Source organism: Psychroflexus salis, from assembly GCF_014640175.1.
Lineage (GTDB): Bacteria > Bacteroidota > Bacteroidia > Flavobacteriales > Flavobacteriaceae > Psychroflexus > Psychroflexus salis.
The window spans coordinates 33,741-56,022 of record NZ_BMGL01000010.1; the positions used below are offsets into that span (position 1 = coordinate 33,741).

A 22,282-nucleotide genomic window follows, 5' to 3' on the forward strand; every position below is an offset into this window, starting at 1 on the left:
AAATTTGCGAAAAAAAGAAAATGAAATACTTTATTTTATGGTTGCTTGTAAGTTTTACCTGTTTTGGTTGCGTAGAAGCACAAGTACAACAGCCCAATTTTAAAAAACAAGATGTAAAACCTGTTGAAGTGGCCATGGAAAATGGTTTAGCCAAAGCCTATTTTGCTAGTGGTTGTTTTTGGTGTGTAGAAGCAATTTATGAAAGTGTATATGGTGTAAAAAAGTCTATTTCTGGATACGCTGGCGGACATACGGAAAATCCAACATACGAAGCCAGTAATACCGGTAGAACTGGCCATGCAGAAGCTGTTGAGATTATTTATAATCCTGAAAAAGTGAGCTTTAAAACGCTGGTAGATGTGTATTTTGGTTCTCAAAATATCGAGCAAGTTAATGGCCAAGGACCCGACCGCGGATCGCAATACCGATCGATTATTTTTTATCAAAATGAAGAACAAAAGCAAATTATTTTAAACAAAATTGAAGACTTGCAGCAAACTTATTCCTTAGTTGCTGCAGAAGTAATGCCATTCGAGAAGTTTTGGATTGCAGAAGATTACCATCAAGATTATAAAAAATATCATCCTAATAATCCTTACATTCAAAAGGTTTCTAATCCTAGATTAATGAAGTTTAAAGAAAAGTTTCCTGAATTATTAAAAGAAAATAAATGATTGATTTTTCTTATTTCAAAAGGCTTTTTCCTTCAAATGAAGCATATTTGCTGAATAATAATTCATCAATTTGAAGAAACGCGGCATTGTATATAAATCTACGGGTAGTTGGTACACGGTAAAAGGCGATGATGGTAAGATCTACCCTTCGCGCATTAAAGGAAAATTTAGAATTCAAGGTATAAAAAGTACAAACCCTGTAGCCGTTGGCGATGTAGTTATACTAAAAGTAGAAACTAAAGGCGACGAAGAAGTAGGTGTTATTCAAGAAATTGAAGAACGCAAAAATTACATTATTCGCAAATCGGTTAATTTATCGAAGCAAACTCATATTTTGGCATCTAATGTAGATTTAGCCTGTTTATTGGTAACCTACAACAAACCAACAACATCTACAACCTTTATCGATCGATTTTTAGTAACGGCCGAAGCTTACCATATTCCAGTAATACTTTTGTTTAACAAAGTAGATGCTTACACCATTGAAGAATTCGCCGAAATGAAGTATTTAGCTGAATTATACCGAAACATAGGTTATACTTGTGTAGGAATTTCAGCAGAAACAGGAAAAAACATCGACGAAGTTAAAGACTTAATGAAAGGTAAAAAAGTTTTGCTATCGGGCCACTCAGGAGTAGGCAAATCTACTTTAGCCAATGCGCTTCAGCCCGGCTTAAATTTAAAAACATCTTCCATTTCTTTGCAACATCAGCAAGGCCAACATACTACTACATTTGCAGAAATGTACGATTTAGATTTTGGAGCACAACTTATCGACACTCCTGGTATTCGTGGTTTTGGTGTTGTAGATATTGATGAAAATGAATTAGGCAACTATTTTCCAGAGTTTTTTGAACGTAAACAAAATTGTAAATTTAACAACTGTAAACACATTGAAGAACCAAAATGTGCTATAAAAAATGCTTTAGAACAAGATGAAATTGCCTATTCTCGCTACAAAAGCTATTTACAAATCATGAATAACGAAGACGAACAATACCGTACCGACGTTTACGGAGAAAAATAATTTATGCGAATTGTTATACAACGCGTTAAAGAAGCAAAAGTTGAAGTACAAAACCAAGTAATTGGTAAAATTAATCAGGGCTTACTTGTTCTTTTAGGTATTGAAGCTGATGATGGTTTTGATGATATTGAGTGGTTGAGCCGCAAACTTGTAAATATGCGGATTTTTCCTGATGAACACTCAGCTATGAATTTGAGCTGTATAGACGTACAAGCAGAAATATTAGTTGTAAGTCAATTTACTTTACATGCTTCAACTAAAAAAGGAAACAGACCCAGCTTTGTAAAAGCTGCTTCACCTGATAAAGCAGAATTAATTTACAAAAACTTTATTCAACATCTTCAAGATAAGTATTCCGTTAAAATTGCAACGGGTAAATTCGGCGCTATGATGCAAGTTAATTTAGTTAACGATGGTCCCGTAACAATTATAATGGATTCAAAAAAAAGAGAATAGTCTTTTATATAAGGTTAAGACTTAACTTGATTGCTAGTATTTTATTTGTTAAGAAATTCTAAATTCATATTTTTGAAGTAATTCTTCGATAAATGAAAATAAATGAAAAATACAATCCTGCTTTTTATTTTAATCAGTTCTTCCATTTTTGCTCAAGAAGATTTAGACACCACTTCGCTAAATTTAATGGAAGATGCTAATTCTTTAATTTTAAATTACGAAACATTAATTACCATCGATTCGTATAACAAAATGAATACGCTAGTTAAAAAAGAAATTTTAGTTTTTAATGAAAAGGGGCTTTCTTCGCTAGATGCTGTTGAATTTTACAATAAGAATACTAAAGTTAAAGACCTTGAAGCTATTGTTTACGATACCAATGGAAAACAATTAGAAAAATTTAAAAAAAGAGATTTTAAAGATGTTTCTGCTGTTTCTAGTGGAACCATGTATTCTGACGATCGCTTGTATTATTTGGAATATACACCTAGAAATTACCCAGTAAAAGTTGTATATACTAGCGAAAAACAAACTAGTAACACAGCATTTATACCTTCTTTTAGGCCTATAAAGATGTATAAACAAAGTGCTTTAAAAACAAGTTTTAGCATTATAAACCATTCTGAAGCCGAACTGCGTTACCATAAAAATGAGTTTGTAGACGAGCGTATTCAAGAAAAAATTACATCGAATTCTTATAGCTTTACAGCCGAAAATCTTTCAGCTATAAAGCGAGAACCTTACAGTCCTTCATTAAGAAATTTCACTCCCGAAATTAGGTTTGCCCTGTCTAAATTTGAATTAGAAGGTGTAGTCGGCGAAGCTTCAGATTGGGAAACATTTGGCCAATGGCAAAACGATAATTTATTAACAGATGTTAATCAATTGCCACAAGCTACAGTTCAAACCATTCAAAATTTAGTAGCCAATTTAGATAGTGTTGAAGAGAAAGCAGAAGCTATATATCGATATGTGCAAGAAAATACAAGATACATAAGTTTGCAAATTGGTATTGGTGGTTGGCGACCTATTTCTGCAGAAGTAGTAGACGACACAAAATATGGAGATTGTAAAGGCTTAACCAACTACACCAAATCTTTGCTCGAAGTAGTAGGAATCGAGTCGAATTATTGTGTTGTACAATCGGGTTCAGAAATTTCAGATTTACAAGAAGATTTTGCATCCATGCAAGGCAATCATGTTATTTTAAATATTCCTATGGAAAATAAAGAAGACATTTGGTTGGAATGTACAAACCAAAAAATGCCCTTTAACTTTTTAGGAAACTTTACCGATAACCGAAATGTGTTAGCCATTGGAAACAGTGGAAGTAAAATTATAAAAACTCCCGCTTATGTTGAAGAAGATAACCATCAATTTACCAAGGCTACCATACATATTCAGGATGTTAATTTAAAAGCAGACCTAAGCATAACAACCCAAGGAACACAATACCAATCGCATTATTTTTTAGAAGATGCAGACTATAAAAGAATTGAGCGTTATTATGCCAATTACTGGTCGCATTTAAAGCGATTAAACATCAATGAATATCAATTTAACAATAATAAAAAGGAAGTTATTTTTACAGAAAACTTAAAAGTAGATGTTCAAAATTACTTTAAAAAATATGGAAATGATTTAATATTTGCTGTAACACCATTTAATAAAATTAGTTTTGGCGTTTCCAGTAAAAATGAACGTAAAAATCCATTTTCAATAGCTCGTGGATTTGTAGATGAAGATGAATATGTATTTGTTTTAAATGACACATCTGCTAATGCAATTCCCGAAAATATCGAAATTATTTCTAAATTCGGAACTTATAAATTAGAGTTTAGTGTAAACGAAGTTGAAAATACATTTGTTGTAAAACGCTATGTAAAGCTTAATAAAAACAAGTATGATAAGTCTGAATATTCAGATTTTGTTGAATTTTTAAATCAAATCGAAAAACATGATCAAACAAAAGTTAGTTTTCAATCCTAAAATTATGAGACCCCTTACAATTACTTGCATACTAGTATTATGTATCAATTTTACGGCCTTTTCACAAAACAAAGATTTTGGAGACATTACTGTTGCAATGTTAGAAGCTAAGCAGAGTAAAATAGACTCTTCTGCCGCTGCCGAAGTTTTAAATGAAAAAGGAACAATTACGTTTACAATAACCGACCGAGGTTGGATTTATTTAATTGAAACCACTCGAAGAATCAAAATATTTAACAAAGATGGTTACGACGAAGCTAATATTGAAATTCCTTATTATAAAGGCAGTACTAATCGGGTAAGTGATAAGATAAAAGATATAAAAGCCAATACGTATTTTTTAGATGAAGATGGAGAAGTTGATGACGAAAAAGTACGCAATAAAGAAATTTACGACATCGAAAAAAATGAATATGTCGATGCCAAAAAATTTACCTTCCCTAAAATTCAAGATGGAGTTATTATAGAATACAGTTATTCAGTTGAATCGCCAAATATTAGAAATTTACCCAATTGGAGTTTTCAATCGAATATTCCCATGGTAGAATCTACCTTTGAAGTTATTATACCCGAAGAATTTTTATCCTATCGATCGCAAACTCGTGGTTTTAATAAAGTAGAAAGTTCTTCAGTAAATGGAAGTGGTGCTTTAAGCGGTATTACAGGTAGAAGATTCGATTTATTGCACGACACTCATATTGCTCGAAACTTAAAAGGAGTTAAAGGCGAAAGTCATGTAAATAATTTTTCTAATTATATTACCTCCATTAGTTACGAATTAAGTTCCTTTCGAAAAGGAGCCGTAGGCGATGTAGAATACCTAAGCGTTACTTGGGAAGATGTAGTAAATAGCTTAAAAGAATCGGAAAGTTATTCGAAAGAATTAGAACGGACAGGATACTTTCAAGACGATTTAAATGCCTATGTTGAAGGTGTAAATGATGATTTTGAAAAGATGAATAAAATTTTAGATTTTGTAAAATCTAAAGTAGAATGGAACGAAAAATCTAGATTATTCTGTAGTGAAGATTTAGACGATATTTACGAAGATGGAAAAGGAAATTCTGCTGATATCAATATCATGTTAACCGCCATGTTGCGCGATAAAGGCTTTGATGCACATCCTGTGGTAAGTAGTACAATTTCGCATGGTATTCCATTTTTCCCTACGGTAACTGGATTTAACTATGTAATTTCTGGAGTAACTATCGGTGAGAATTATTATTTACTCGATGCCACCGATCCCTATTCTAGTCCTAATTTATTACCCAAACGTACTATGAATTGGGAAGGCATAGAAATTTTTCCAACTGGCAGCAGACCCGTAAAATTAATTCCCAATCATCAGTCTAAAGTGAATTTCAATGTTATGGCTTCAATCAATGAAGATGGATCACTTGCTGGTCAATGTAGAATATATTATTTCGATCAATTTGGACTCAATGCTCGAAATGCTTTTAATGATTCTTCAGAAGAAAAAGTAATATCTACTTATGAAGAAGAATTCGATTTGAAAAATGTAGAAGATTTTAAACAAAGTAATCTAGAAAATTTAGATCAACCTTTAGTACAAAGTTTTAAATTTTCTGAAACTGAAGGATTTGTTGAGAAAATCGGTGAAAAAATTTATGTTTCACCCTTACTATTTCTAAAGTCAGAAGAAAATCCCTTTAAATCAAAAACACGTAATTTTCCTATAGAATTTACTTATCCTAAAAATTTTAAATATCGATTAATGATTGATTTGCCAAAAGGTTATAAAATAGATTATATGCCCGAAAAAAATATTTATACTATGACCGATGGTTTACTATCTTTTATTTATGTGGTGAGCGAAAATAATGGAAAAATTGTAGTAGATATAACCAAAGAGATTTCTACAGCAACTTTACCATCAGATATTTATCCAGATTTAAGAGATTATTATATTTCTATGCTCGATAAAGAAAATGAAAAAGTAGTTTTAGTTAAATCTTAAGCAATATGGATATACAAAATGCACAAAAAGAAGTAGATAATTGGATTAAAAAACATGGTGTTCGTTATTTTAATGAATTAACAAATATGGCTCAACTCACCGAAGAAGTTGGAGAAGTAGCCCGAATCATTGCGAGGCGCTATGGCGAGCAAAGTGAAAAAGAAAGCGATAAAAACAAAGACTTGGGAGAAGAGCTTGCCGATGTAGTTTTTGTAGTGCTTTGTCTTGCAAACCAAACTGGTGTAGATTTGCAAACGGCTTTCGATAAAAAATTAGATCTAAAAACCAAACGCGACCACAATCGCCATCATTCCAACCCAAAACTGAAATAATGTTCTCTAAAATATTACATAGTAAAGGATTTTTAAAGTCTGTTTTATATTTATCTATTGCATTTATTGTAGTCTATAATTTAGTAGATATCGGTATAAAATTCAATTTTGATATTTCGCTTTATATCGAACAACGTTTTGCAAAAGACAACTTACTACGTTTTTTTGTTGCTAATATAGGCAGCGGTTTTGTGTATGGCTTTATTGTTAGTTTTTTTAAGTTTAAAGGGAAGCTAAAAAATACTGAGGAAAACTAATGCTTACAATTCATCACTCAAAGCAATTAAACAAAGAAGTTTCCATTGCTATTTCTGGTTCTAAAAGTGAATCTAATCGGTTACTTTTATTGCAAAAATTATATAGCAACATCCAATTGAAAAACATTTCGGATGCACACGATGTTCAGGTTATGCAAAAGGCGTTGCAGTCTAAATCTGAAATAATAGACATTCATCATGCCGGAACAGCCATGCGTTTTTTAACCGCTTATTTTGCATTTGCTAACAACAAAAACCTTGTTTTAACAGGAAGCGAACGCATGCAAAATAGACCCATTCAAATTCTAGTTGAAGCTTTACAAAAACTAGGTGCCGAAATTAATTACACTAAAAAGGAAGGCTTTCCACCCTTACAAATTAGCGGAAAATCCAACCAAGAAGATGTTATTGAACTGCACGCTAACATTAGTAGTCAATACATAAGTGCACTTTTACTAATCGCACCCAAATTAAAAAATGGTTTACAAATTAAATTGCAAGGCAAAATAACTTCTTTGCCTTATTTAAAAATGACTTTACAACTTCTTGAAAAAATAGGCGTGGAGTTCACTTTTGAAAATAACCTAATTGTAGTAAAGCCAAAACAGCAAATTCAAAATTTACAATATACCATCGAATCAGATTGGAGTTCGGCTTCATATCATTTTAGCATCGTAGCTTTAGCAGAAAATATACAACTTCATTTAAAGCATTTCAAAAACAATTCGCTGCAAGGTGATGCAAAATTAATTGAAATTTACAAACATTTTGGAGTTGAAGCCAAACTCGATAAGGGCGTTTTATCACTTCAAAAGAAGCCTAATTTTTCACTCCCCCAACATATTGAATTCAATTTAATTGAGCAACCTGATTTAGCTCAGACCATTGCTGTTACTTGCCTGGGACTAGGAATTAATTGTAGCTTAACCGGTTTACATACCTTAAAAATTAAAGAAACAGATCGCTTACAAGCTTTAAAAAATGAATTAGAAAAATTTGGCGCCGAAGTAAAAATAGATGATAAAAGACTACTTCTTAAATCGGTACATCCAATAGCAAAAAATGTGCAGATTAAAACTTACCAAGATCATAGAATGGCTATGGCTTTTGCGCCTTTAGCAACTAAAACAAGTCTTCAAATAGAAGATCCTGATGTAGTAGAAAAATCTTATCCGAAATTTTGGGAAGATTTACAAAGTATTGGCTTTTCGTTCACTAATTAAGTAAGCATTTAAATTTTCAATATGTCAAAACCAAACAGATGAAAAAGCTAACTTCCTTGATTGTATTCCTCGTGTTTTTAGGATGTGAAAAAGCACCCAACAACGATTTATTTAAAACCACCGATGGCGAATATGCATCACGAATGGGAAACTTTGTGGCTAAATTCCCAGAAAAACCTTTTCATTATATCGCAAGAAAAAGAAATCCAGAACATATAGATACATATTTAGAATTTCATTCTATTGAAACTAATTTTGAAAATAAAGGAATTTATATAGTTGAATATTCAGATTTAAATGAAGAAAGTCTAAAAAACAATACTTCAAGAGAACATAAGGACAGCATGTTAATGCACGTTAATTTAACTTTACAGGAACTAGATTTTGTTATCGATTATTTTGAAGACGACAAACTCCAAGGTCATGATGCTGTTTTCTTTCAATTTAAACCAGTAGGAAACAGAAAAAGATTTAATCTAAAAGATAGGGTAGAAGGCAAAGCAATTCTTCGAAAAAATCGTTTATATTATGTTTATTACATAGGAGAAATTAACAGAAGAGCTAAACAATTTATTAAAAGTTTTAGATTTACTAATTAATACTGAATGTTATTTTATATAACTTCTGTACTTATGTGGAAACTTTAGCATACCTGTAGGAATTTAGGTATTAAATAGTAGAGTATTAAATAGTAGAGTATTAAATAGCAACATCATACCTTCCAAATAATATAAAATGGCAGAACAGCTACAACATTATAATACTACCTTATTACAACATGATTTAAAAATTGTAATTGCTTGCAACTTTATTACAAGTCCAGCCAATTTAGGTATGATTTTTAGAAATGCAGAAGCTTTTGGGGTTAAGAAAATTTTACTTTCGCCAGAAAATGCTTCATTTTTAGAAAGTAATCGTTTTAAAAAAATAGCTCGAAATACTTCAAAATTAATAAAACATGAAATTATTCATTCTTTAGCTAATACGCTTAATACATATAAGTTAGATAAATATTCCGTATTTGCATTAGAATTAACTTCCAAAAGTAAATCAATTCAGCAAACCCAATTTTCTAAGCAAGTTTGCATTGTGTTGGGAAATGAAAATTATGGCATTCCTGCAACAATTTTACAAGATTGCCATCAACAAATTCACATTGATTTATTTGGAAAAAATTCGAGTATTAACGTGGCTCAAGCTTTAGGAATAAGCCTTTTTGAACTTACCAAGTAATTATTTTTTTATAAATGTAGTATAATGTTCATAGCGTTCAAAAATTTGGCGAACGTAGTTATAAGGCTCAGTGCCACGCACGTAACCATATCGAATTCCTTCGCTATTGTAATATTTGGGGCTAGATAAATCCAAAATAGCTAATTCTACATTATTGTCCCAAATTTTCGGATGTAAGCCTTTTCGTTCAGCAATACGTTGTGCATCTTTTAAATGAGCATAACCACAATTATAAGAAGCCAAAGTGAATTTTATGCGTTGTATAGAATCGGTTATGTCTTCATGTTTACCCCAAACTTCGGTTAAATAGGCAGTGCCACCCCGCAAACTTTCTTGTGGATCTGTTGGGTCAGTAATCTTTAAAGACTCGGCTGTTGCCGGCATGATTTGCATTAAACCACGAGCTCCAGCCCAAGATTTAGACTGCGGCTTAAACTGAGATTCTTGGTAAGCTATAGAAGCAACTAAGCGCCAATCCCATCCAATTTTTTCAGCATATTTTTTTATCAATTCGTCGTATGGACTAATTTTATTATCACCAATGCTATAAAACTCACTTTTTACTCGTGCTTTGTATCTGCGTTTGTTTTTATAATATTTGTTGTAAATTACATGATAATCGGTAGTTTTAGAAAAACTAGTAATCCAATTGTTTACTTCTTTTAGTAATTCGGGTGAGTTTTTTCGTACTCCCCAAGCTATTTGTTGGGTAAAACTAATCTTGGTAGAAATATCTAAATTTGAATAATTGCTAGCATTGATGTAACCAATATTTTGATCTACAACCGTGTACTTTAATTTACCATTTGCTACCATTGCAATAATCTCTTCGGTGGTGAGCGTTCCAGGAATAGTATCGATATAAATCTCACCACCAAGTTCTTTGTTTAAATTAGCTAATCTAGATGCATAAGATGAATTTTGTTTAACTGAAACTGTATCGCCAATTAATTGAATGGGGTCGGTAACCATTTGTTCTTCTATTTGGTGAAGCTTCATTCTTCGCCAATTTGCAGGCTTACGTTGAACTAAAACTTGATTAGACAAATACAAAGGGTCGGTAAATTGAATTTTAGTTTGCCGGTCGTTCAAAATAGTGTAGCCATAAGCAATAATATCGCCTTCCCCACGAATTAGCATATCCATTAGTTCATTTTCATCTTGGGCAATGACCATTTCTAAACCAACATCCAATTTTTTGCAGAGTCGTTCCAACAACTCGTATTCAAAACCCATGGTTTTGCCTTTGTATAAAAAATAAGTAGTTCCGCTATAGGTAGTTAAGGCTTTAAGTTTCCCACGTTTTTTTATTTCAGCTAAATCAACTTCAACAGGAATTAATTCATTTTGCTCTATATTTTTTTTTGATTTTTCAGGTGAAGAAGAACAACTCATCAAAATTCCTAAGAAAAGCAAATAAATGTATTTCATAATTTGAATTTAGGTCAATATACAAAAAAAATAGTATCTACCTATGTATCTTAAAAGCTTCAGTGCTACTAGATAACTTTAGAATGATTTTCTTTAAAACAAATATTTTTTTAGCTAAAATATTTGCTTAAAACTACAGAAAACCTAGTGTAATATCGAGGAGAATTAGGATTGGTTTTACGTTTTTGCTTCATTTTATTAAAATGAGTATAAAAACTAAAATGTGCTTTTAACACAGCCATAAAATGAAAAAATTGTAATTTACATAAAAAGAAAATAGCTGCAATTCCATCTAATAACATTCTCGCTATCAGCTTTGCATAAATATTTTTTGAAGGTGCATTTTTTAATAAATTGAATAAAGAATTCCTAAAATTTAAAAAGGTTTTTTGTGGGTTTTGATTGTGTAATGTTCCACCGCCAAAATGAAAAACTTCTGCTTGATGCGTATAAAATATTTTATATCCTAAATTTTGTAATCTCCAGCACAAATCTATTTCTTCCATATGTGCAAAATAATCTTGGTCGAAGCCACCAGCTTCCTGAAAATGTTTTACACGAATACCTAAACAGGCTCCACTCGCCCAAAATATTGGTATTTCATCATTGTATTGACCTTGGTCTTTTTCAATTGCTGAAAAAACTCTGCCACGACAATACGGGTAAGCAAACCAATCTATAAAACCGCCAGCTGCACCTGCATATTCAAAATAGTCTGGTTTTTTATAATCTAAAATTTTAGGTTGAATTGCTGAAATTTGCTGATTCGTTTCAAATAAATTTAGTAGTGGTGTGGCTACATCGCTTTTAAAAGCTACATCATTATTCAATAAAATAGCATACGCTTCATCTATTTGTTGAAGTGCGCGATTGTAACCTTCTGCATAACCGAAATTTTGCGATAACTGTAAAACTTTTACATCTGGAAATTCGTTTTGAAGAAACAAAACAGAATCATCTGTTGATGCATTATCGACTACATAAATTGAAGCTGAATTTTTAGCATATTTTACAATGCTAGGTAAAAACTCCTTTAATAGCTTTTTACCATTCCAATTAAGAATAAGGATTGCTATTTTCATAGTACTGAATATTCGGGTAAATCTCTTAAAAAAGTGTAGGTTTTTTCTTTGAAATTCATTTGGCAAAAATAGTGGTTTAACCCATTAGTTAGCATTAAAAAATCGGCATTTAAACTTAAATTATAGCGAGCAATTTGGTCAAAAGTTGTTTGTGTTATTTGCACACTGGGTGCTTTACACTCTACAACTAACTTAACCTTTCCGTTGTTTTTATAAGCTACTATATCATAGCGCTTTGACATTCCGTTCACATTTACTTTTTTCTCTTCGTTTAATAAAGTAATAGGATATTTTTTTTCATTCATTAAAAAATGCACGCAATGTTGTCTTACCCATTCTTCTGGCGTAAGGATGACAAATTTTTTACGCAAAGGTGTAAATATCCCTATTTTATTTTCTGTATTTTTGAATCTGAATTGATATTGCGGAAAATTCAATTTTTGCATGCTTCAAAGAAACGAAAAAGTTTAATTTTTCATCTCAATTTTTTAATTATTCATGAAAGACGCGCAACAAATTTTAAAAGATATACACAACAAAAAATATGCACCTATTTATTTTTTGGTAGGTGAACACGAAACTTTTTTTGTAGATGAAATTTCTAAATTTATTGAAAATAATGTGCTCAATGAAGATGAAAAAGGCTTTAATCAACAAGTTTTGTATGGCAAAGATGTAAATATGGACGAAGTAATAGCAAGTGCCAAACGTTTCCCGATGATGGCTGAACACCAAGTTATTATTGTAAGAGAAGCACAAACTTTGCTTCGTAATTTAGATGCTTTAGAAGCTTATGCTAAGCAACCACAACGGTCGACTATATTGGTTTTTTGTTGTAAATACAAAAAACCAGATGCTAGAAAAACTGCCATAAAAGAGATTAAAAAAAATGGTGTTTATTTTGTAACGCCAAGAGTTTATGAGAATCATGCTTTAGAGTGGATTCCTGTTTTTTTAGCCCGTAAACAATATAGTATTGATACCAAAGCTTGTAAAATGTTGGTTGATTTTATTGGTGCTGACTTATCTAAACTGAGTAAGGAATTAGAAAAACTGATGCAAATTTTACCTTTAGGCAGCCGCATCACTCCAGATACTGTCGAAGAAAATATCGGCATTAGTAAAGATTACAATAACTTTGAACTAATTAATGCTATTGTAGATCGCGATGAGCTTAAAGCGCAGCAAATAGCTGATTATTTTACACAAAACGCTAAGAATAACCCTTTGATTTTTAGCATTTATCAATTATTCAATTTCTTTAATAAGTTAATGATTTTTCATTCGCTGAGCGACCGCTCAAATCCAAATGTATCTCGCGAGTTGGGAGTAGGAAACTATTTTGTGAAAGATTATGTAAAAGCAAGCAAGTTTTACACCATGAAAAAAGTAAGTCAAATTTTAGCCAACTTACGAGATTTAGATGCTAAAAGTAAAGGAGTTTATACAGGAAAATTTTCTAATGAAGGCTTATTGAAAGAATTTTTGGTAAAAACCATGCGCTAAAAATCTACGGCTTGGCTAATTTTTTTAGAATACAACGGAATAAAGTACCGAACAGAATAACCAAATCCTGCACCAATGCTAGAATCGGTATAGGTTCGGTTAAATCCAGGCACATTTAAATTTTCGAAATTGGGTAAACTCGATTGCGAAATCATTACCTTAAGTTGAACATGAGCACCTAAGTATATGTTTTTAAGAACTTCTACCCGAATTCCCAATTGAAACTCTGTCCAAGTTGCCGTTAAGTTGTTAAAGCTTCTATTTACTTCTCGTACATCTGCTGGAAAATAATTATCTCTTACTGTAATACGGTATTCGTTTAAATCATGCGAAAAGCTTGAAAAACCAATTCTAAAACCACCATAAAGCAAATTATCCATACCAATCCAATTGGTATAAAAATTACGTATGCCACCTAGTTTTATAAAGCTACCAGAGGTATTGGCATTTAGATAAGCTTCATCAAAATACAATTCTTCGTAACCCAATTCAGCTGAAAGCCATATTTTTTTAGTAAGCCTATAATCTCCATTTACTTCAAATCCCTTGTAATCTTTATCGTAAAAATTTCTAGCCAGTTTATATAAATCTCCACCCAACATTAAGCCGTAGCGTTCTTTATAAACAATGCTATCGCGTTTTTTGTTAGCTTCTTCATTTTCTTGAGCAGACACGTCGAGCCCACAAAAGAAAAAACTAATGAAAAATAAAAAGATGTACTTGGTCTTCATTTTGGTCATTTTCAATTTGGGTTTGTTGTACACTTAGGCTTCTCATCCAATTGTTTTCAGGATTATCTTCAATTACTCGGAAAGCTCTAAAATCTAAAAATTCACTTTTAAAACCACAGGCTCGATTTACATAAATTTCACGATTTGCATAAGAAAAATTGATTTCATCTACATTAATAAATTCTTCATTGTTTGCTAATCTTATAAAGCTATAGCGAGTAGATTCTTGGTCCGTGCGAAGTGGGATTTCAATACGATTGGTTGTACCCAAATCTAAAGTATCTTCTTCGCCAAAGGCAACAATGCTCAAATCGCTTACATTTTTATTGCTTTCAGTTTCGTTAATATCGTAGAATTCAATAATTAAACGCGGTGTAACCTGAAAAGCTTCTGAGCAAATATCATCGCGTTCGCATCCTAAAAAAAGGAAGCCTAAGGAAGAGAAAATAAAGAGTTTTTTTATTAGTTTCATTTAAATCTTCTTTTCTAAACAAACTACATTTTCCACATGATGCGTTTGCGGAAACATATCGACAGCTCTAGATTTGGTTATGTTGTAGTCTTCACTTAAGATTTGTAAATCTCTTGCTTGTGTAGCCGAATTACAACTTACATACACAATACGTTTAGGTTGTACTTTCAAAATTTGTTCAACCACATCTTTGTGCATTCCATCTCTAGGTGGATCGGTAATAATTACATCGGGTTTTCCATGTTCAGCAATAAATGCATCGGTAAACATTATTTTCATGTCGCCAGCAAAAAAGCTAACATTTTTAATAGCATTGTTTTTTGCATTGGCCTTTGCATCTTCTATAGCTTCTGGTACTGCTTCAATACCTACCACGTGTTTTGCTTTTTTTGCAACAAATTGAGCGATGGTACCTGTTCCTGTATATAGGTCGTAAACCAGTTCGTTTCCAGATAAATCTGCAAATTCTCTGGTTAATTGATACAAATTATACGCCTGTTCTGAATTGGTTTGGTAAAAAGATTTAGCATTTATAGTAAAATGTAAACCTTCCATTTCTTCTATTATATAAGGTGTTCCTGTAAAACAAATTACTTCTTGATCGTAAATGGTATCGTTAGCTTTAGAATTGATTACGTATTGCAAAGATGTAATTTGTGGAAATTCTTGCTGAATGTGATTTAATAGTAGTTCTCTTTTGGATTGATCTTCTTTAAAAAACTGAATCAACACCATAATTTGCCCAGTTGAAGCAGTACGAATCATAAGGGTACGAAGCAAACCTTCTTGTTTTTTTGGATTGAAAAATTCCAACTGATGCGCTGTAGCAAATTTTTTGATCTCGTTACGAATAGCGTTACTCGGGTCGGCTTGTAAATGACATTTTTGAATATCTAAAATCTTATCCCACATGCCTGGAATATGAAAACCTAGCGCATTTTTATTGTCGATTTCGTTTTCAGAATCAATTTCATCTTGGGTTAACCAACGTTGACTACTAAACGAAAATTCCATTTTATTGCGATAAAAATAAGGTGAGGGCGCAGCCAAAATAGGAAAAGTGTTTTCAACACTGACTTTACCAATGCGTTTTAAATTTTCCAAGACTTCTTTTTCTTTATAAAAAAGTTGGTGCTGGTAATCCATATTTTGCCATTTGCATCCACCACAAACACCAAAATGTTGACAAACGGGTTGCGTGCGTTTAGATGACAGTTCTTTATAATCGGTTACTTTTGCTTGAAAATAGCCTTTACGCTTTTTATAAGTTTGTACATCTACTATATCGCCAGGTACGGCATTGTCTATGAAAATAACCTGACCTTCAGGTGCTTTTCCAACTGCTTTACCTTTAGCTCCAGCATCGATAACTTCTACGTTTTCGAATACTTTTCTTCTTCTATTGGGTTTACTCATGTGGCAAAAATAAGCTAATGATTCGGCTTTACTAAAAATGACTCCATTTTTTTATATTCTTCATTTCTATAGAATATTTAACCTTTGCTAAGCCCAAAAAACAAGCTACGAAGTCTATTTTTGTCAATAATGAATCAAATTACAACATTAAGTATTTTTAAGTACCAAAGCCTATCTTCTAAAATTTGGGCTTTTGGTATGATGCAATTTGCACACTCAGCATTACAAAAAACAAAAGGATGTGAATTTTACAAGCTTTTGGGCAGTGGAAAAGATAACTTTAATCCTTTTCCAGATTGGTCTGTATACGCACTTTTACAAACTTGGCAAAGTGAAGCAGATGCTCAAAAATATATTACAGAAAGCAAATTATTTAAGAAGTATTTTGCTCATGCTGAACAACACCAAATTTTGTATTTAAACAGTATTCAGGCTAGGGGAGAGTGGTCTGGCAAAAATCCTTTTGTACCTGTAGATTCTAATTATGAAGTTACAGGAAAACTAGCAGTAATTACACGAGCAAGTATTAAATTAAGCAAATTGCGAACTTTTTGGAAATTTGTACCTACTTCGCAAAAGCCTTTGTTAAAAGCTAAAGGTTTAATATACACCAAAGGTTTTGGTGAAGTGCCTTTTACTGAAATGGCTACTTTCAGCATTTGGAACTCTAAAGAAGATTTGCATGAATTTGCTTACCGAAGTAAAGAACATGTTGCAGCCATAAAAAAAACAAGGAAAATCGACTGGTACAAAGAAGAGTTGTTTTCTCGTTTTGAAATTTATAAATCTGAAGGAGATTTATTGAATTTATAAGCGACTTACCTTACCTGAGCCTGATATTATGTTTTTGATTTCACTTGGATTCCCAGTATAATAAATATCACGAGAACCATTTAATTTAACACTCAATTCATTTTTACAATTAATGTAAATTTTACCAGAACCTGAGTTTTTAAAATTAAGCTTTTAACCGAACCTTCAAGATGCATATCTACAAAACCTGATTTTTAATGGATAAAACTTCAGAAATCTCTAAAATTAAATTGATATTGCCCGAACCTGAAGCTTCGATATTTAGCTTTTTAGTTGGAATTGTGTTTTTTTTAAAAAAACTATTCTTAAGCCAGATTTTTCAATAGTTGTAATTTCAGAAAAAGGAACTTGAATTTGTATTTTTTTAGAAGGCTTTAAATTAATTTTTTTAGCTATTTCTATGCTTAATTCGCCTTTGTCTACATTAGTTAGAATGTATTTCAACAGATTATCATCGGTAGTGATGCTAATTTTGTCTGTATCTTCTTTGATTAATTCTAAATCAAAATTGCCTGAAATGGATATTTTTGGTGAGCTAAAACCGATTTCGATTCTTCAATAATTTGTCCATTTCCTTTTGTTTTTTTAACACCCGGTTAGTATTGTAAAGGGTAAATTGAAAACTTACTACAGATAATCATTGTAATAAAATTTAGAGTTGGGTTAGTATTTTTGCAATCATTATAAAATGAAAAACAGCTGCTATTAATACAAAAATATGCCAAATTACATGGTTAGATTTAATTTTATGATTGGCATAAAAATAAGCGCCGATGGTATAAAACAATCCACCTAGGCCAAGGTATAAAAGAATTGTTGTTGATGCTTTTTCAATTAAGTTGTTTATATCGATTATAACTAACCATCCCATGACTAAGTATAGTGCAAGTGAAAATTTTTCGAATTTACCTGTAAAAAACAGCTTCATCAATGTTCCTAAAAGTGCAATACTCCATACCAAACTAAATATAAGCCAACCTTTGCTTTCTTCTAAAACTATTAAAACAACTGGTGTGTAAGTTCCTGCAATTAAGTAATAAATAGAAATGTGGTCTAAGATTCTTAATTTCTTTTTTAAGCTTGGATTTTTTATAATATGGTAGGATGCTGAAGCACTAAATAGCAATATAAATGAAAGACTATACAAGGTAATTCCTAAATAAGCAATTGAACTCGTAATTTGGGTATTTGTCCACAAATAAATGAAGCCGTAAATACCAAAAGGAATAGCAATGGCATGAGTTAACGAATTGAATAATTCTTCTGTTGAGCTTTGTGTTTTTTGTAAAGGCTTCGGCATTCGGTTTAAGATTCTGGTTTTATTTTTTTTCAAAAAAGCTTCTCAAACTTATTTACTAACAAAGGTAAATTCTTTGTAAGTCGTAAAGTTTTCTTCAAATGTCTTTTTTTTAAGATCGTTTCTTTGTGTAAGTGAATTATCACATTCACAAATTCTCCAACTTAATACAGTAAATGTTTTTTCTTTTTAGACTTCCATCCTGCGCGAGATTGGTAGTTCACAAAATAAATTTTCAAATCTGCTTGCGATTCATAGTCAACAAAATACAGTTTTTTATCGGCCTGCGATTCATAATTAACAAAAAACCATAGGCCTTCATTTCCTTTTGCTTGGCTTTCGTAATCGAGTTTGTACACTAACAAATCAGCTTGCGATTCGTAAGCAACCACAAAAACCTTTAAATCTGCTTGAGATTCGTAATCTACACTAAACATTTTTTGAGCACGACTAACTAAACAACTAAAGCTGATTAGTATAAATAGAAAAACACGCATAAGCTTAAAATTTAAAAAATTGGTTAAGGATTAAAATTACTTCAATTTTGAAGCCAAAAATTGAGCTGTAAAGGAATTTTTTACCTTCACTACTTCCTCAGGAGTTCCTTCAGCAACAATTTTTCCACCATTTTCTCCACCTTCTGGACCTAAATCTATAATATAGTCAGCACACTTTATTAAATCTAAATTATGCTCAATAACCACCAAAGCATGGCCTTTTTCAAGCAAAGCATTAAACGAAGTTAATAGTTTTTGAATATCATGAAAATGCAATCCAGTGGTTGGTTCGTCGAAAATAAATAAGGTTTTGTTGGCAGAATTTCCTTTGGTTAAAAAAGATGCTAATTTGATGCGTTGCGCTTCGCCACCCGATAAAGTAGAAGAACTTTGGCCTAATTTTACATAACCTAAACCAACATCTTGCAAAGGTTTCAATTTATCTACCAATTTAGCTTGATTGTTTTCACTAAAAAAATCGATAGCATCATCGATGGTAAGCTCTAATACATCAAAAATTGATTTACCTTCGAACTGTACTTCTAATACTTCTTTTTGAAAACGTTTGCCATTGCATACTTCACATTCTAAGTGAACATCTGCCATAAATTGCATTTCTATAGTTACTTCACCTTCGCCTTGACAGGTTTCGCAGCGGCCAGCATCTACATTAAAACTAAAATGTTTGGGTTGAAAATGTCTGATTTTAGCTAATTTTTGTTTGGCAAATAAACTTCTAATTTCGTCGTAAGCCTTAATGTAAGTAACCGGATTAGAACGAGAAGATTTACCAATAGGATTTTGGTCGATGTATTCTACATTGGTTATGTGTTCATACGTACCTGAATACGAATCGTGTTGACCGATTTTAATACCAAATTTTCCAGTATGTTTCATCATAATAGGATAAAATAAATTTTTAACCAAAGTACTTTTTCCACTACCTGAAACCCCCGTAATGCAAGTCATAATTCCCAGTGGAATTTTGACATCTATATTCTTTAAATTATTAACTCTTCCGCCCTTTATTTCAACAAATCGTGTGCTTTTTCTTCTCTTTTTTGGAACTTCGATAGCTAAATTCCCGTTGATGTATTTAGCCGTTAAGCTTTTCGACTTTTTAATTTTGGTTAAATTACCTTCGGCTACCACTTCACCACCGTAACTACCAGCTTCCGGACCAATATCTATAATATGATCTGCAGCTTGCATAATTTCTTCATCATGTTCAACTACAATTACCGTGTTGCCTAAATCGCGAAGATGTTGTAATACTTTTATTAAACGCTCGTTATCTTTAGAATGCAAACCAATAGAAGGTTCGTCTAAAATATACATCGAACCTACCAAGCTACTGCCCAGCGAAGTAGCTAAATTAATGCGTTGCGATTCGCCACCAGAAAGAGAATTAGACTTTCTATTGAGTGTTAAATAGCCCAAACCTACCTGATATAAAAAAGAAAGCCGATTGTTAATTTCTTTCAATAAACGTTTTGCCACATGAGCATCGTGCTCGTCTAATTCTAGGTTTTTAAAAATAGGAATGATTTTTTCGATCGATAAATCTACCAAATTAGATATGCTGTATCCATTTATTTTTACATAGTCAGCTTCTTTGCGAAGTCGTTTCCCTTTACAAGTTTTACAGCGTGTTTTACCACGGTAACGAGACAATAGCACACGATTTTGAATTTTATATGCTTTAGATTCTAATTCTTCAAAAAACTCATTTAAGCCAGTAAAATATTGATTGCCTTCCCATAACACATCTTTTTCTGCTTGTGATAATTGAAAGTAGGGGCGATGAATAGGGAAATTAAACAAGTTGGCTTTTTCAATTAACTGTTGGTTATACCATTGTAATTTTTCGCCACGCCAAGGAAAAATAGCTTCTTGATAAATACTTAAGCCCGTATTGGGAATTACTAAATCTTCATCTAAGCCAATTACATCACCGTAACCTTCGCAAGTTGGACAAGCGCCATACGGATTATTGAAACTAAACAAATGAATATTTGGCTCAAGAAAAGACATGCCATCTAATTCAAATTTATTGCTAAAATGCGTTTTATTTTTTGCTTTTAAATCTTCTATAAAAAGCTCGCCTTTACCCTCAAAAAAAGCATTTTGTGCAGCATCAGCTAAACGATTGTAAAAATCTTCATCCTGTTTTACTACAATCCGGTCTACTACAATTTCAAAAGAAGAAGTATCTTGTTTTTTAAAATTTAAATCGTCCATTCTAAAAACTTCATCTTCAATTTTAATTCGACTAAAGCCTTGTTGTTGTAATAATTGAATTGTTTTTTCGAAACTTCGATTTTCCTTCACCTTCACAGGAGCGAGTAAAAGTAGTTTTGTTTTTTCTTCAATCTGCTTTACAAAATTAATTACATCGGTAACCGTATTTTTCTTTACTTGATTACCAGAAATAGGCGAGTAGGTTTTACCAATTCTTGCAAAAAGCAGTTTTAAGTAATCGTAAATTTCGGTTGATGTGCCAACCGTAGAACGTGGGTTTGTAGAATTTACTTTTTGTTCGATTGCAATAGCCGGAGCAATACCTTTTATATAATCTACTTTAGGTTTATCTAACCTCCCTAAAAACTGTCTTGCATAAGCAGATAGACTTTCTACATAACGGCGTTGTCCTTCTGCGTACAAAGTATCGAAAGCCAAGGAAGATTTTCCAGAACCCGATAAACCAGTAATTACAACTAATTTATTTCTAGGAATAGCTACATTAATATTTTTTAAGTTATGCAGTTTTGCTCCCTTTATTAAGATGAAGTCTTTTGCATTTAAGTCTTTAAACGGAGTAGAGGACATAGTATAAAATCTTTGACAAAGCTAAGCATTAGTTTGCTGAAACTTGCTTTTAAATACTTCATAAAAACTTAAGAGAATTCTAATTTTTTCTATTAATAGAAAATTCAGAAATAAAATTATTCTTTTTAAACTTACTTTTCACTACCAATTCTAACTTTGAGTTTTAGAATTGTTTTAATATTTTTTTTAACTTACAGATAAATAAAGTATTGATAATTTGATAAAAGTACTTTAAATGCTAAGCTTACATGTTAAATTTTAATCTATTATTTTAATAAAAAAGCACACTTTAAATGTTAAAAGTATTAAGATATCTTTAATCTATACAAATGTATTTATATATTAGCATCCTAATTTTAAATCAAAACTTATAGCAAACTACTACTTAACCCATTTGTAACAGTATATTTTACATAATGAAACGTAATAGTTATGCATGAGACTTTTGAAAAGCCCGACTCTTTTTTTGTAAAAAAATATGTAGCAGGAGATGAATATGCTCTAGAAGCTTTAATAAATCGGCACCAACAACGTGTTTTTAATTTTATTTATTCCAAGGTATTTGATTACGATATTACCAACGATATTTTTCAAGATACTTTTATAAAAGTAGTTCGAAATTTAAAATTAGATAAATATAACGAAGAAGGTAAGTTCTTACCATGGGTTATGCGTATTGCGCATAACTTAATTATAGACCATTTTAGAAAAAATAAACGCATGCCAAAATTTGATAACTCTGGTGAGTTTGATATTTTTTCGGTGATTGAAGATAGTAGTTTAAACAAAGAATCTGAGCTGATTAAAGAACAAATAGAAGGTAGCTTAGTGAATTTAATAAAAGAATTACCAGAAGAACAAATACAGGTTTTAGAAATGCGTATTTACAAAGAGATGAGCTTTAAAGATATTGCAGACCAAACCAATGTTAGTATAAATACTGCATTAGGTAGAATGCGTTATGCACTAATTAACCTACGTAAGTTAGTTGAAGAAAAAAATATTATTTTAACTAGACAGTAAAATAAGTGTTTGAATT

23 protein-coding genes are annotated in these 22,282 nt (G+C 31.7%); 13 read left to right on the top strand and 10 right to left on the bottom strand.

The features are described from left to right. Positions 1-20: 20 nt before the first annotated feature. From msrA to IEV63_RS09305, 10 genes are all read left to right on the top strand, one after another. A complete protein-coding gene (msrA, locus tag IEV63_RS09260) occupies positions 21-674 on the top strand; it encodes a peptide-methionine (S)-S-oxide reductase MsrA (protein WP_188406528.1) in 654 nt (217 codons plus the stop codon). Between the two features lie 70 nt (positions 675-744). Further along, positions 745-1,701: a ribosome small subunit-dependent GTPase A gene (rsgA, locus tag IEV63_RS09265; protein WP_188406529.1), complete on the top strand. Its 957-nt coding sequence runs from the start codon at positions 745-747 to the stop codon at positions 1,699-1,701. 3 nt (positions 1,702-1,704) lie between these two features. Further along, positions 1,705-2,157: a D-aminoacyl-tRNA deacylase gene (gene dtd, locus IEV63_RS09270; protein ID WP_188406530.1), complete on the top strand. Its 453-nt coding sequence runs from the start codon at positions 1,705-1,707 to the stop codon at positions 2,155-2,157. A 102-nt stretch (positions 2,158-2,259) separates the two neighbouring features. After that, positions 2,260-4,146, top strand: coding sequence for a DUF3858 domain-containing protein (locus IEV63_RS09275; protein WP_188406531.1), 1,887 nt, complete (start codon positions 2,260-2,262; stop codon positions 4,144-4,146). 4 nt (positions 4,147-4,150) lie between these two features. Further along, a complete protein-coding gene (locus IEV63_RS09280) occupies positions 4,151-6,124 on the top strand; it encodes a transglutaminase family protein (protein WP_188406532.1) in 1,974 nt (657 codons plus the stop codon). Positions 6,125-6,129: 5 nt separating this feature from the next. After that, complete coding sequence (locus tag IEV63_RS09285) at positions 6,130-6,456, top strand: nucleotide pyrophosphohydrolase (RefSeq protein ID WP_188406533.1); 327 nt, start codon at positions 6,130-6,132, stop codon at positions 6,454-6,456. Then, entirely contained in the window at positions 6,456-6,713 is a 258-nt protein-coding gene (locus tag IEV63_RS09290) for a hypothetical protein (RefSeq protein WP_188406534.1), read from the top strand. Before IEV63_RS09285 ends, IEV63_RS09290 begins: the two co-directional genes overlap by 1 nt. Further along, positions 6,713-7,936 (top strand): 3-phosphoshikimate 1-carboxyvinyltransferase, encoded by a 1,224-nt coding sequence (gene aroA / locus IEV63_RS09295; protein WP_188406535.1) that lies wholly within the window; start codon positions 6,713-6,715, stop codon positions 7,934-7,936. Before IEV63_RS09290 ends, aroA begins: the two co-directional genes overlap by 1 nt. Positions 7,937-7,974: 38 nt before the next feature. Then, positions 7,975-8,535 carry a hypothetical protein gene (locus tag IEV63_RS09300; RefSeq protein WP_188406536.1) on the top strand — a complete coding sequence of 187 codons (561 nt, stop codon included), beginning with the start codon at positions 7,975-7,977 and terminating at the stop codon, positions 8,533-8,535. Positions 8,536-8,671: 136 nt separating this feature from the next. Next, positions 8,672-9,169 carry a TrmH family RNA methyltransferase gene (locus IEV63_RS09305; RefSeq protein ID WP_188406537.1) on the top strand — a complete coding sequence of 166 codons (498 nt, stop codon included), beginning with the start codon at positions 8,672-8,674 and terminating at the stop codon, positions 9,167-9,169. Here the strand turns inward: IEV63_RS09305 and IEV63_RS09310 are convergent, their stop codons facing one another. From IEV63_RS09310 to IEV63_RS09320, 3 genes are all read right to left on the bottom strand, one after another. Next, positions 9,170-10,600: an MltF family protein gene (locus IEV63_RS09310; RefSeq protein ID WP_188406538.1), complete on the bottom strand. Its 1,431-nt coding sequence runs from the start codon at positions 10,598-10,600 to the stop codon at positions 9,170-9,172. Positions 10,601-10,710: 110 nt separating this feature from the next. Then, a complete protein-coding gene (locus IEV63_RS09315) occupies positions 10,711-11,682 on the bottom strand; it encodes a glycosyltransferase family 2 protein (RefSeq protein ID WP_188406539.1) in 972 nt (323 codons plus the stop codon). Further along, positions 11,679-12,128 (bottom strand): type I restriction enzyme HsdR N-terminal domain-containing protein, encoded by a 450-nt coding sequence (locus IEV63_RS09320; RefSeq protein WP_188406540.1) that lies wholly within the window; start codon positions 12,126-12,128, stop codon positions 11,679-11,681. The genes IEV63_RS09315 and IEV63_RS09320 overlap by 4 nt, the downstream gene beginning before the upstream one ends. A gap of 52 nt (positions 12,129-12,180) precedes the next feature. On the opposite strand from IEV63_RS09320, the gene holA reads away from it, so the two are divergent. After that, positions 12,181-13,188 carry a DNA polymerase III subunit delta gene (gene holA, locus IEV63_RS09325; RefSeq protein ID WP_188406541.1) on the top strand — a complete coding sequence of 336 codons (1,008 nt, stop codon included), beginning with the start codon at positions 12,181-12,183 and terminating at the stop codon, positions 13,186-13,188. Here the strand turns inward: holA and IEV63_RS09330 are convergent. The 3 genes from IEV63_RS09330 to rlmD are packed head-to-tail and all read right to left on the bottom strand — an operon-like array spanning position 13,185 to position 15,807. Next, entirely contained in the window at positions 13,185-13,919 is a 735-nt protein-coding gene (locus IEV63_RS09330) for a DUF6048 family protein (protein ID WP_188406542.1), read from the bottom strand. The two genes, holA and IEV63_RS09330, sit on opposite strands and share 4 nt — an antisense overlap. Further along, positions 13,885-14,391: a DUF6452 family protein gene (locus IEV63_RS09335; protein WP_188406543.1), complete on the bottom strand. Its 507-nt coding sequence runs from the start codon at positions 14,389-14,391 to the stop codon at positions 13,885-13,887. Before IEV63_RS09335 ends, IEV63_RS09330 begins: the two co-directional genes overlap by 35 nt. Then, positions 14,392-15,807 (bottom strand): 23S rRNA (uracil(1939)-C(5))-methyltransferase RlmD, encoded by a 1,416-nt coding sequence (rlmD, locus tag IEV63_RS09340; protein ID WP_188406544.1) that lies wholly within the window; start codon positions 15,805-15,807, stop codon positions 14,392-14,394. It abuts the gene before it with no gap. A gap of 129 nt (positions 15,808-15,936) precedes the next feature. On the opposite strand from rlmD, the gene IEV63_RS09345 reads away from it, so the two are divergent. Then, the gene (locus IEV63_RS09345; protein ID WP_188406545.1) at positions 15,937-16,620 is read left to right on the top strand and encodes a DUF3291 domain-containing protein; all 684 of its coding nucleotides are present in this window, start codon (positions 15,937-15,939) and stop codon (positions 16,618-16,620) included. A gap of 261 nt (positions 16,621-16,881) precedes the next feature. On the opposite strand, the gene IEV63_RS13140 is transcribed toward IEV63_RS09345, so the two are convergent. From IEV63_RS13140 to uvrA, 4 genes are all read right to left on the bottom strand, one after another. Continuing rightward, positions 16,882-17,172: a GIN domain-containing protein gene (locus IEV63_RS13140; protein ID WP_188406636.1), complete on the bottom strand. Its 291-nt coding sequence runs from the start codon at positions 17,170-17,172 to the stop codon at positions 16,882-16,884. Positions 17,173-17,272: 100 nt separating this feature from the next. Then, on the bottom strand, positions 17,273-17,920 hold the full coding sequence (gene trhA, locus IEV63_RS09355) for a PAQR family membrane homeostasis protein TrhA (RefSeq protein ID WP_188406546.1): 648 nt from the start codon (positions 17,918-17,920) through the stop codon (positions 17,273-17,275). Positions 17,921-18,081: 161 nt separating this feature from the next. After that, positions 18,082-18,414 carry a 7(1) septoil knot domain-containing protein gene (locus tag IEV63_RS09360; RefSeq protein WP_188406547.1) on the bottom strand — a complete coding sequence of 111 codons (333 nt, stop codon included), beginning with the start codon at positions 18,412-18,414 and terminating at the stop codon, positions 18,082-18,084. A gap of 36 nt (positions 18,415-18,450) precedes the next feature. Then, entirely contained in the window at positions 18,451-21,243 is a 2,793-nt protein-coding gene (gene uvrA / locus IEV63_RS09365; protein ID WP_188406548.1) for an excinuclease ABC subunit UvrA, read from the bottom strand. A 432-nt stretch (positions 21,244-21,675) separates the two neighbouring features. On the opposite strand from uvrA, the gene IEV63_RS09370 reads away from it, so the two are divergent. Next, positions 21,676-22,266, top strand: coding sequence for an RNA polymerase sigma factor (locus tag IEV63_RS09370; protein ID WP_188406549.1), 591 nt, complete (start codon positions 21,676-21,678; stop codon positions 22,264-22,266). Positions 22,267-22,282: the final 16 nt, after the last annotated feature.

Excerpts from the sequence above, each read along its gene's own strand:
- msrA (WP_188406528.1), top strand. The coding sequence starts at position 21 with ATGAAATACTTTATTTTATGGTTGCTTGTAAGTTTTACCTGTTTTGGT.
- dtd (WP_188406530.1), top strand. The coding sequence starts at position 1,705 with ATGCGAATTGTTATACAACGCGTTAAAGAAGCAAAAGTTGAAGTACAA.
- IEV63_RS09275 (WP_188406531.1), top strand. The coding sequence starts at position 2,260 with ATGAAAAATACAATCCTGCTTTTTATTTTAATCAGTTCTTCCATTTTT.
- IEV63_RS09280 (WP_188406532.1), top strand. The coding sequence starts at position 4,151 with ATGAGACCCCTTACAATTACTTGCATACTAGTATTATGTATCAATTTT.
- IEV63_RS09285 (WP_188406533.1), top strand. The coding sequence starts at position 6,130 with ATGGATATACAAAATGCACAAAAAGAAGTAGATAATTGGATTAAAAAA.
- IEV63_RS09290 (WP_188406534.1), top strand. The coding sequence starts at position 6,456 with ATGTTCTCTAAAATATTACATAGTAAAGGATTTTTAAAGTCTGTTTTA.
- aroA (WP_188406535.1), top strand. The coding sequence starts at position 6,713 with ATGCTTACAATTCATCACTCAAAGCAATTAAACAAAGAAGTTTCCATT.
- IEV63_RS09300 (WP_188406536.1), top strand. The coding sequence starts at position 7,975 with ATGAAAAAGCTAACTTCCTTGATTGTATTCCTCGTGTTTTTAGGATGT.
- IEV63_RS09305 (WP_188406537.1), top strand. The coding sequence starts at position 8,672 with ATGGCAGAACAGCTACAACATTATAATACTACCTTATTACAACATGAT.
- IEV63_RS09310 (WP_188406538.1), bottom strand. The coding sequence starts at position 10,600 with ATGAAATACATTTATTTGCTTTTCTTAGGAATTTTGATGAGTTGTTCT.
- IEV63_RS09315 (WP_188406539.1), bottom strand. The coding sequence starts at position 11,682 with ATGAAAATAGCAATCCTTATTCTTAATTGGAATGGTAAAAAGCTATTA.
- IEV63_RS09320 (WP_188406540.1), bottom strand. The coding sequence starts at position 12,128 with ATGCAAAAATTGAATTTTCCGCAATATCAATTCAGATTCAAAAATACA.
- holA (WP_188406541.1), top strand. The coding sequence starts at position 12,181 with ATGAAAGACGCGCAACAAATTTTAAAAGATATACACAACAAAAAATAT.
- IEV63_RS09330 (WP_188406542.1), bottom strand. The coding sequence starts at position 13,919 with ATGAAGACCAAGTACATCTTTTTATTTTTCATTAGTTTTTTCTTTTGT.
- IEV63_RS09335 (WP_188406543.1), bottom strand. The coding sequence starts at position 14,391 with ATGAAACTAATAAAAAAACTCTTTATTTTCTCTTCCTTAGGCTTCCTT.
- rlmD (WP_188406544.1), bottom strand. The coding sequence starts at position 15,807 with ATGAGTAAACCCAATAGAAGAAGAAAAGTATTCGAAAACGTAGAAGTT.
- IEV63_RS09345 (WP_188406545.1), top strand. The coding sequence starts at position 15,937 with ATGAATCAAATTACAACATTAAGTATTTTTAAGTACCAAAGCCTATCT.
- trhA (WP_188406546.1), bottom strand. The coding sequence starts at position 17,920 with ATGCCGAAGCCTTTACAAAAAACACAAAGCTCAACAGAAGAATTATTC.
- IEV63_RS09360 (WP_188406547.1), bottom strand. The coding sequence starts at position 18,414 with ATGCGTGTTTTTCTATTTATACTAATCAGCTTTAGTTGTTTAGTTAGT.
- uvrA (WP_188406548.1), bottom strand. The coding sequence starts at position 21,243 with ATGTCCTCTACTCCGTTTAAAGACTTAAATGCAAAAGACTTCATCTTA.
- IEV63_RS09370 (WP_188406549.1), top strand. The coding sequence starts at position 21,676 with ATGCATGAGACTTTTGAAAAGCCCGACTCTTTTTTTGTAAAAAAATAT.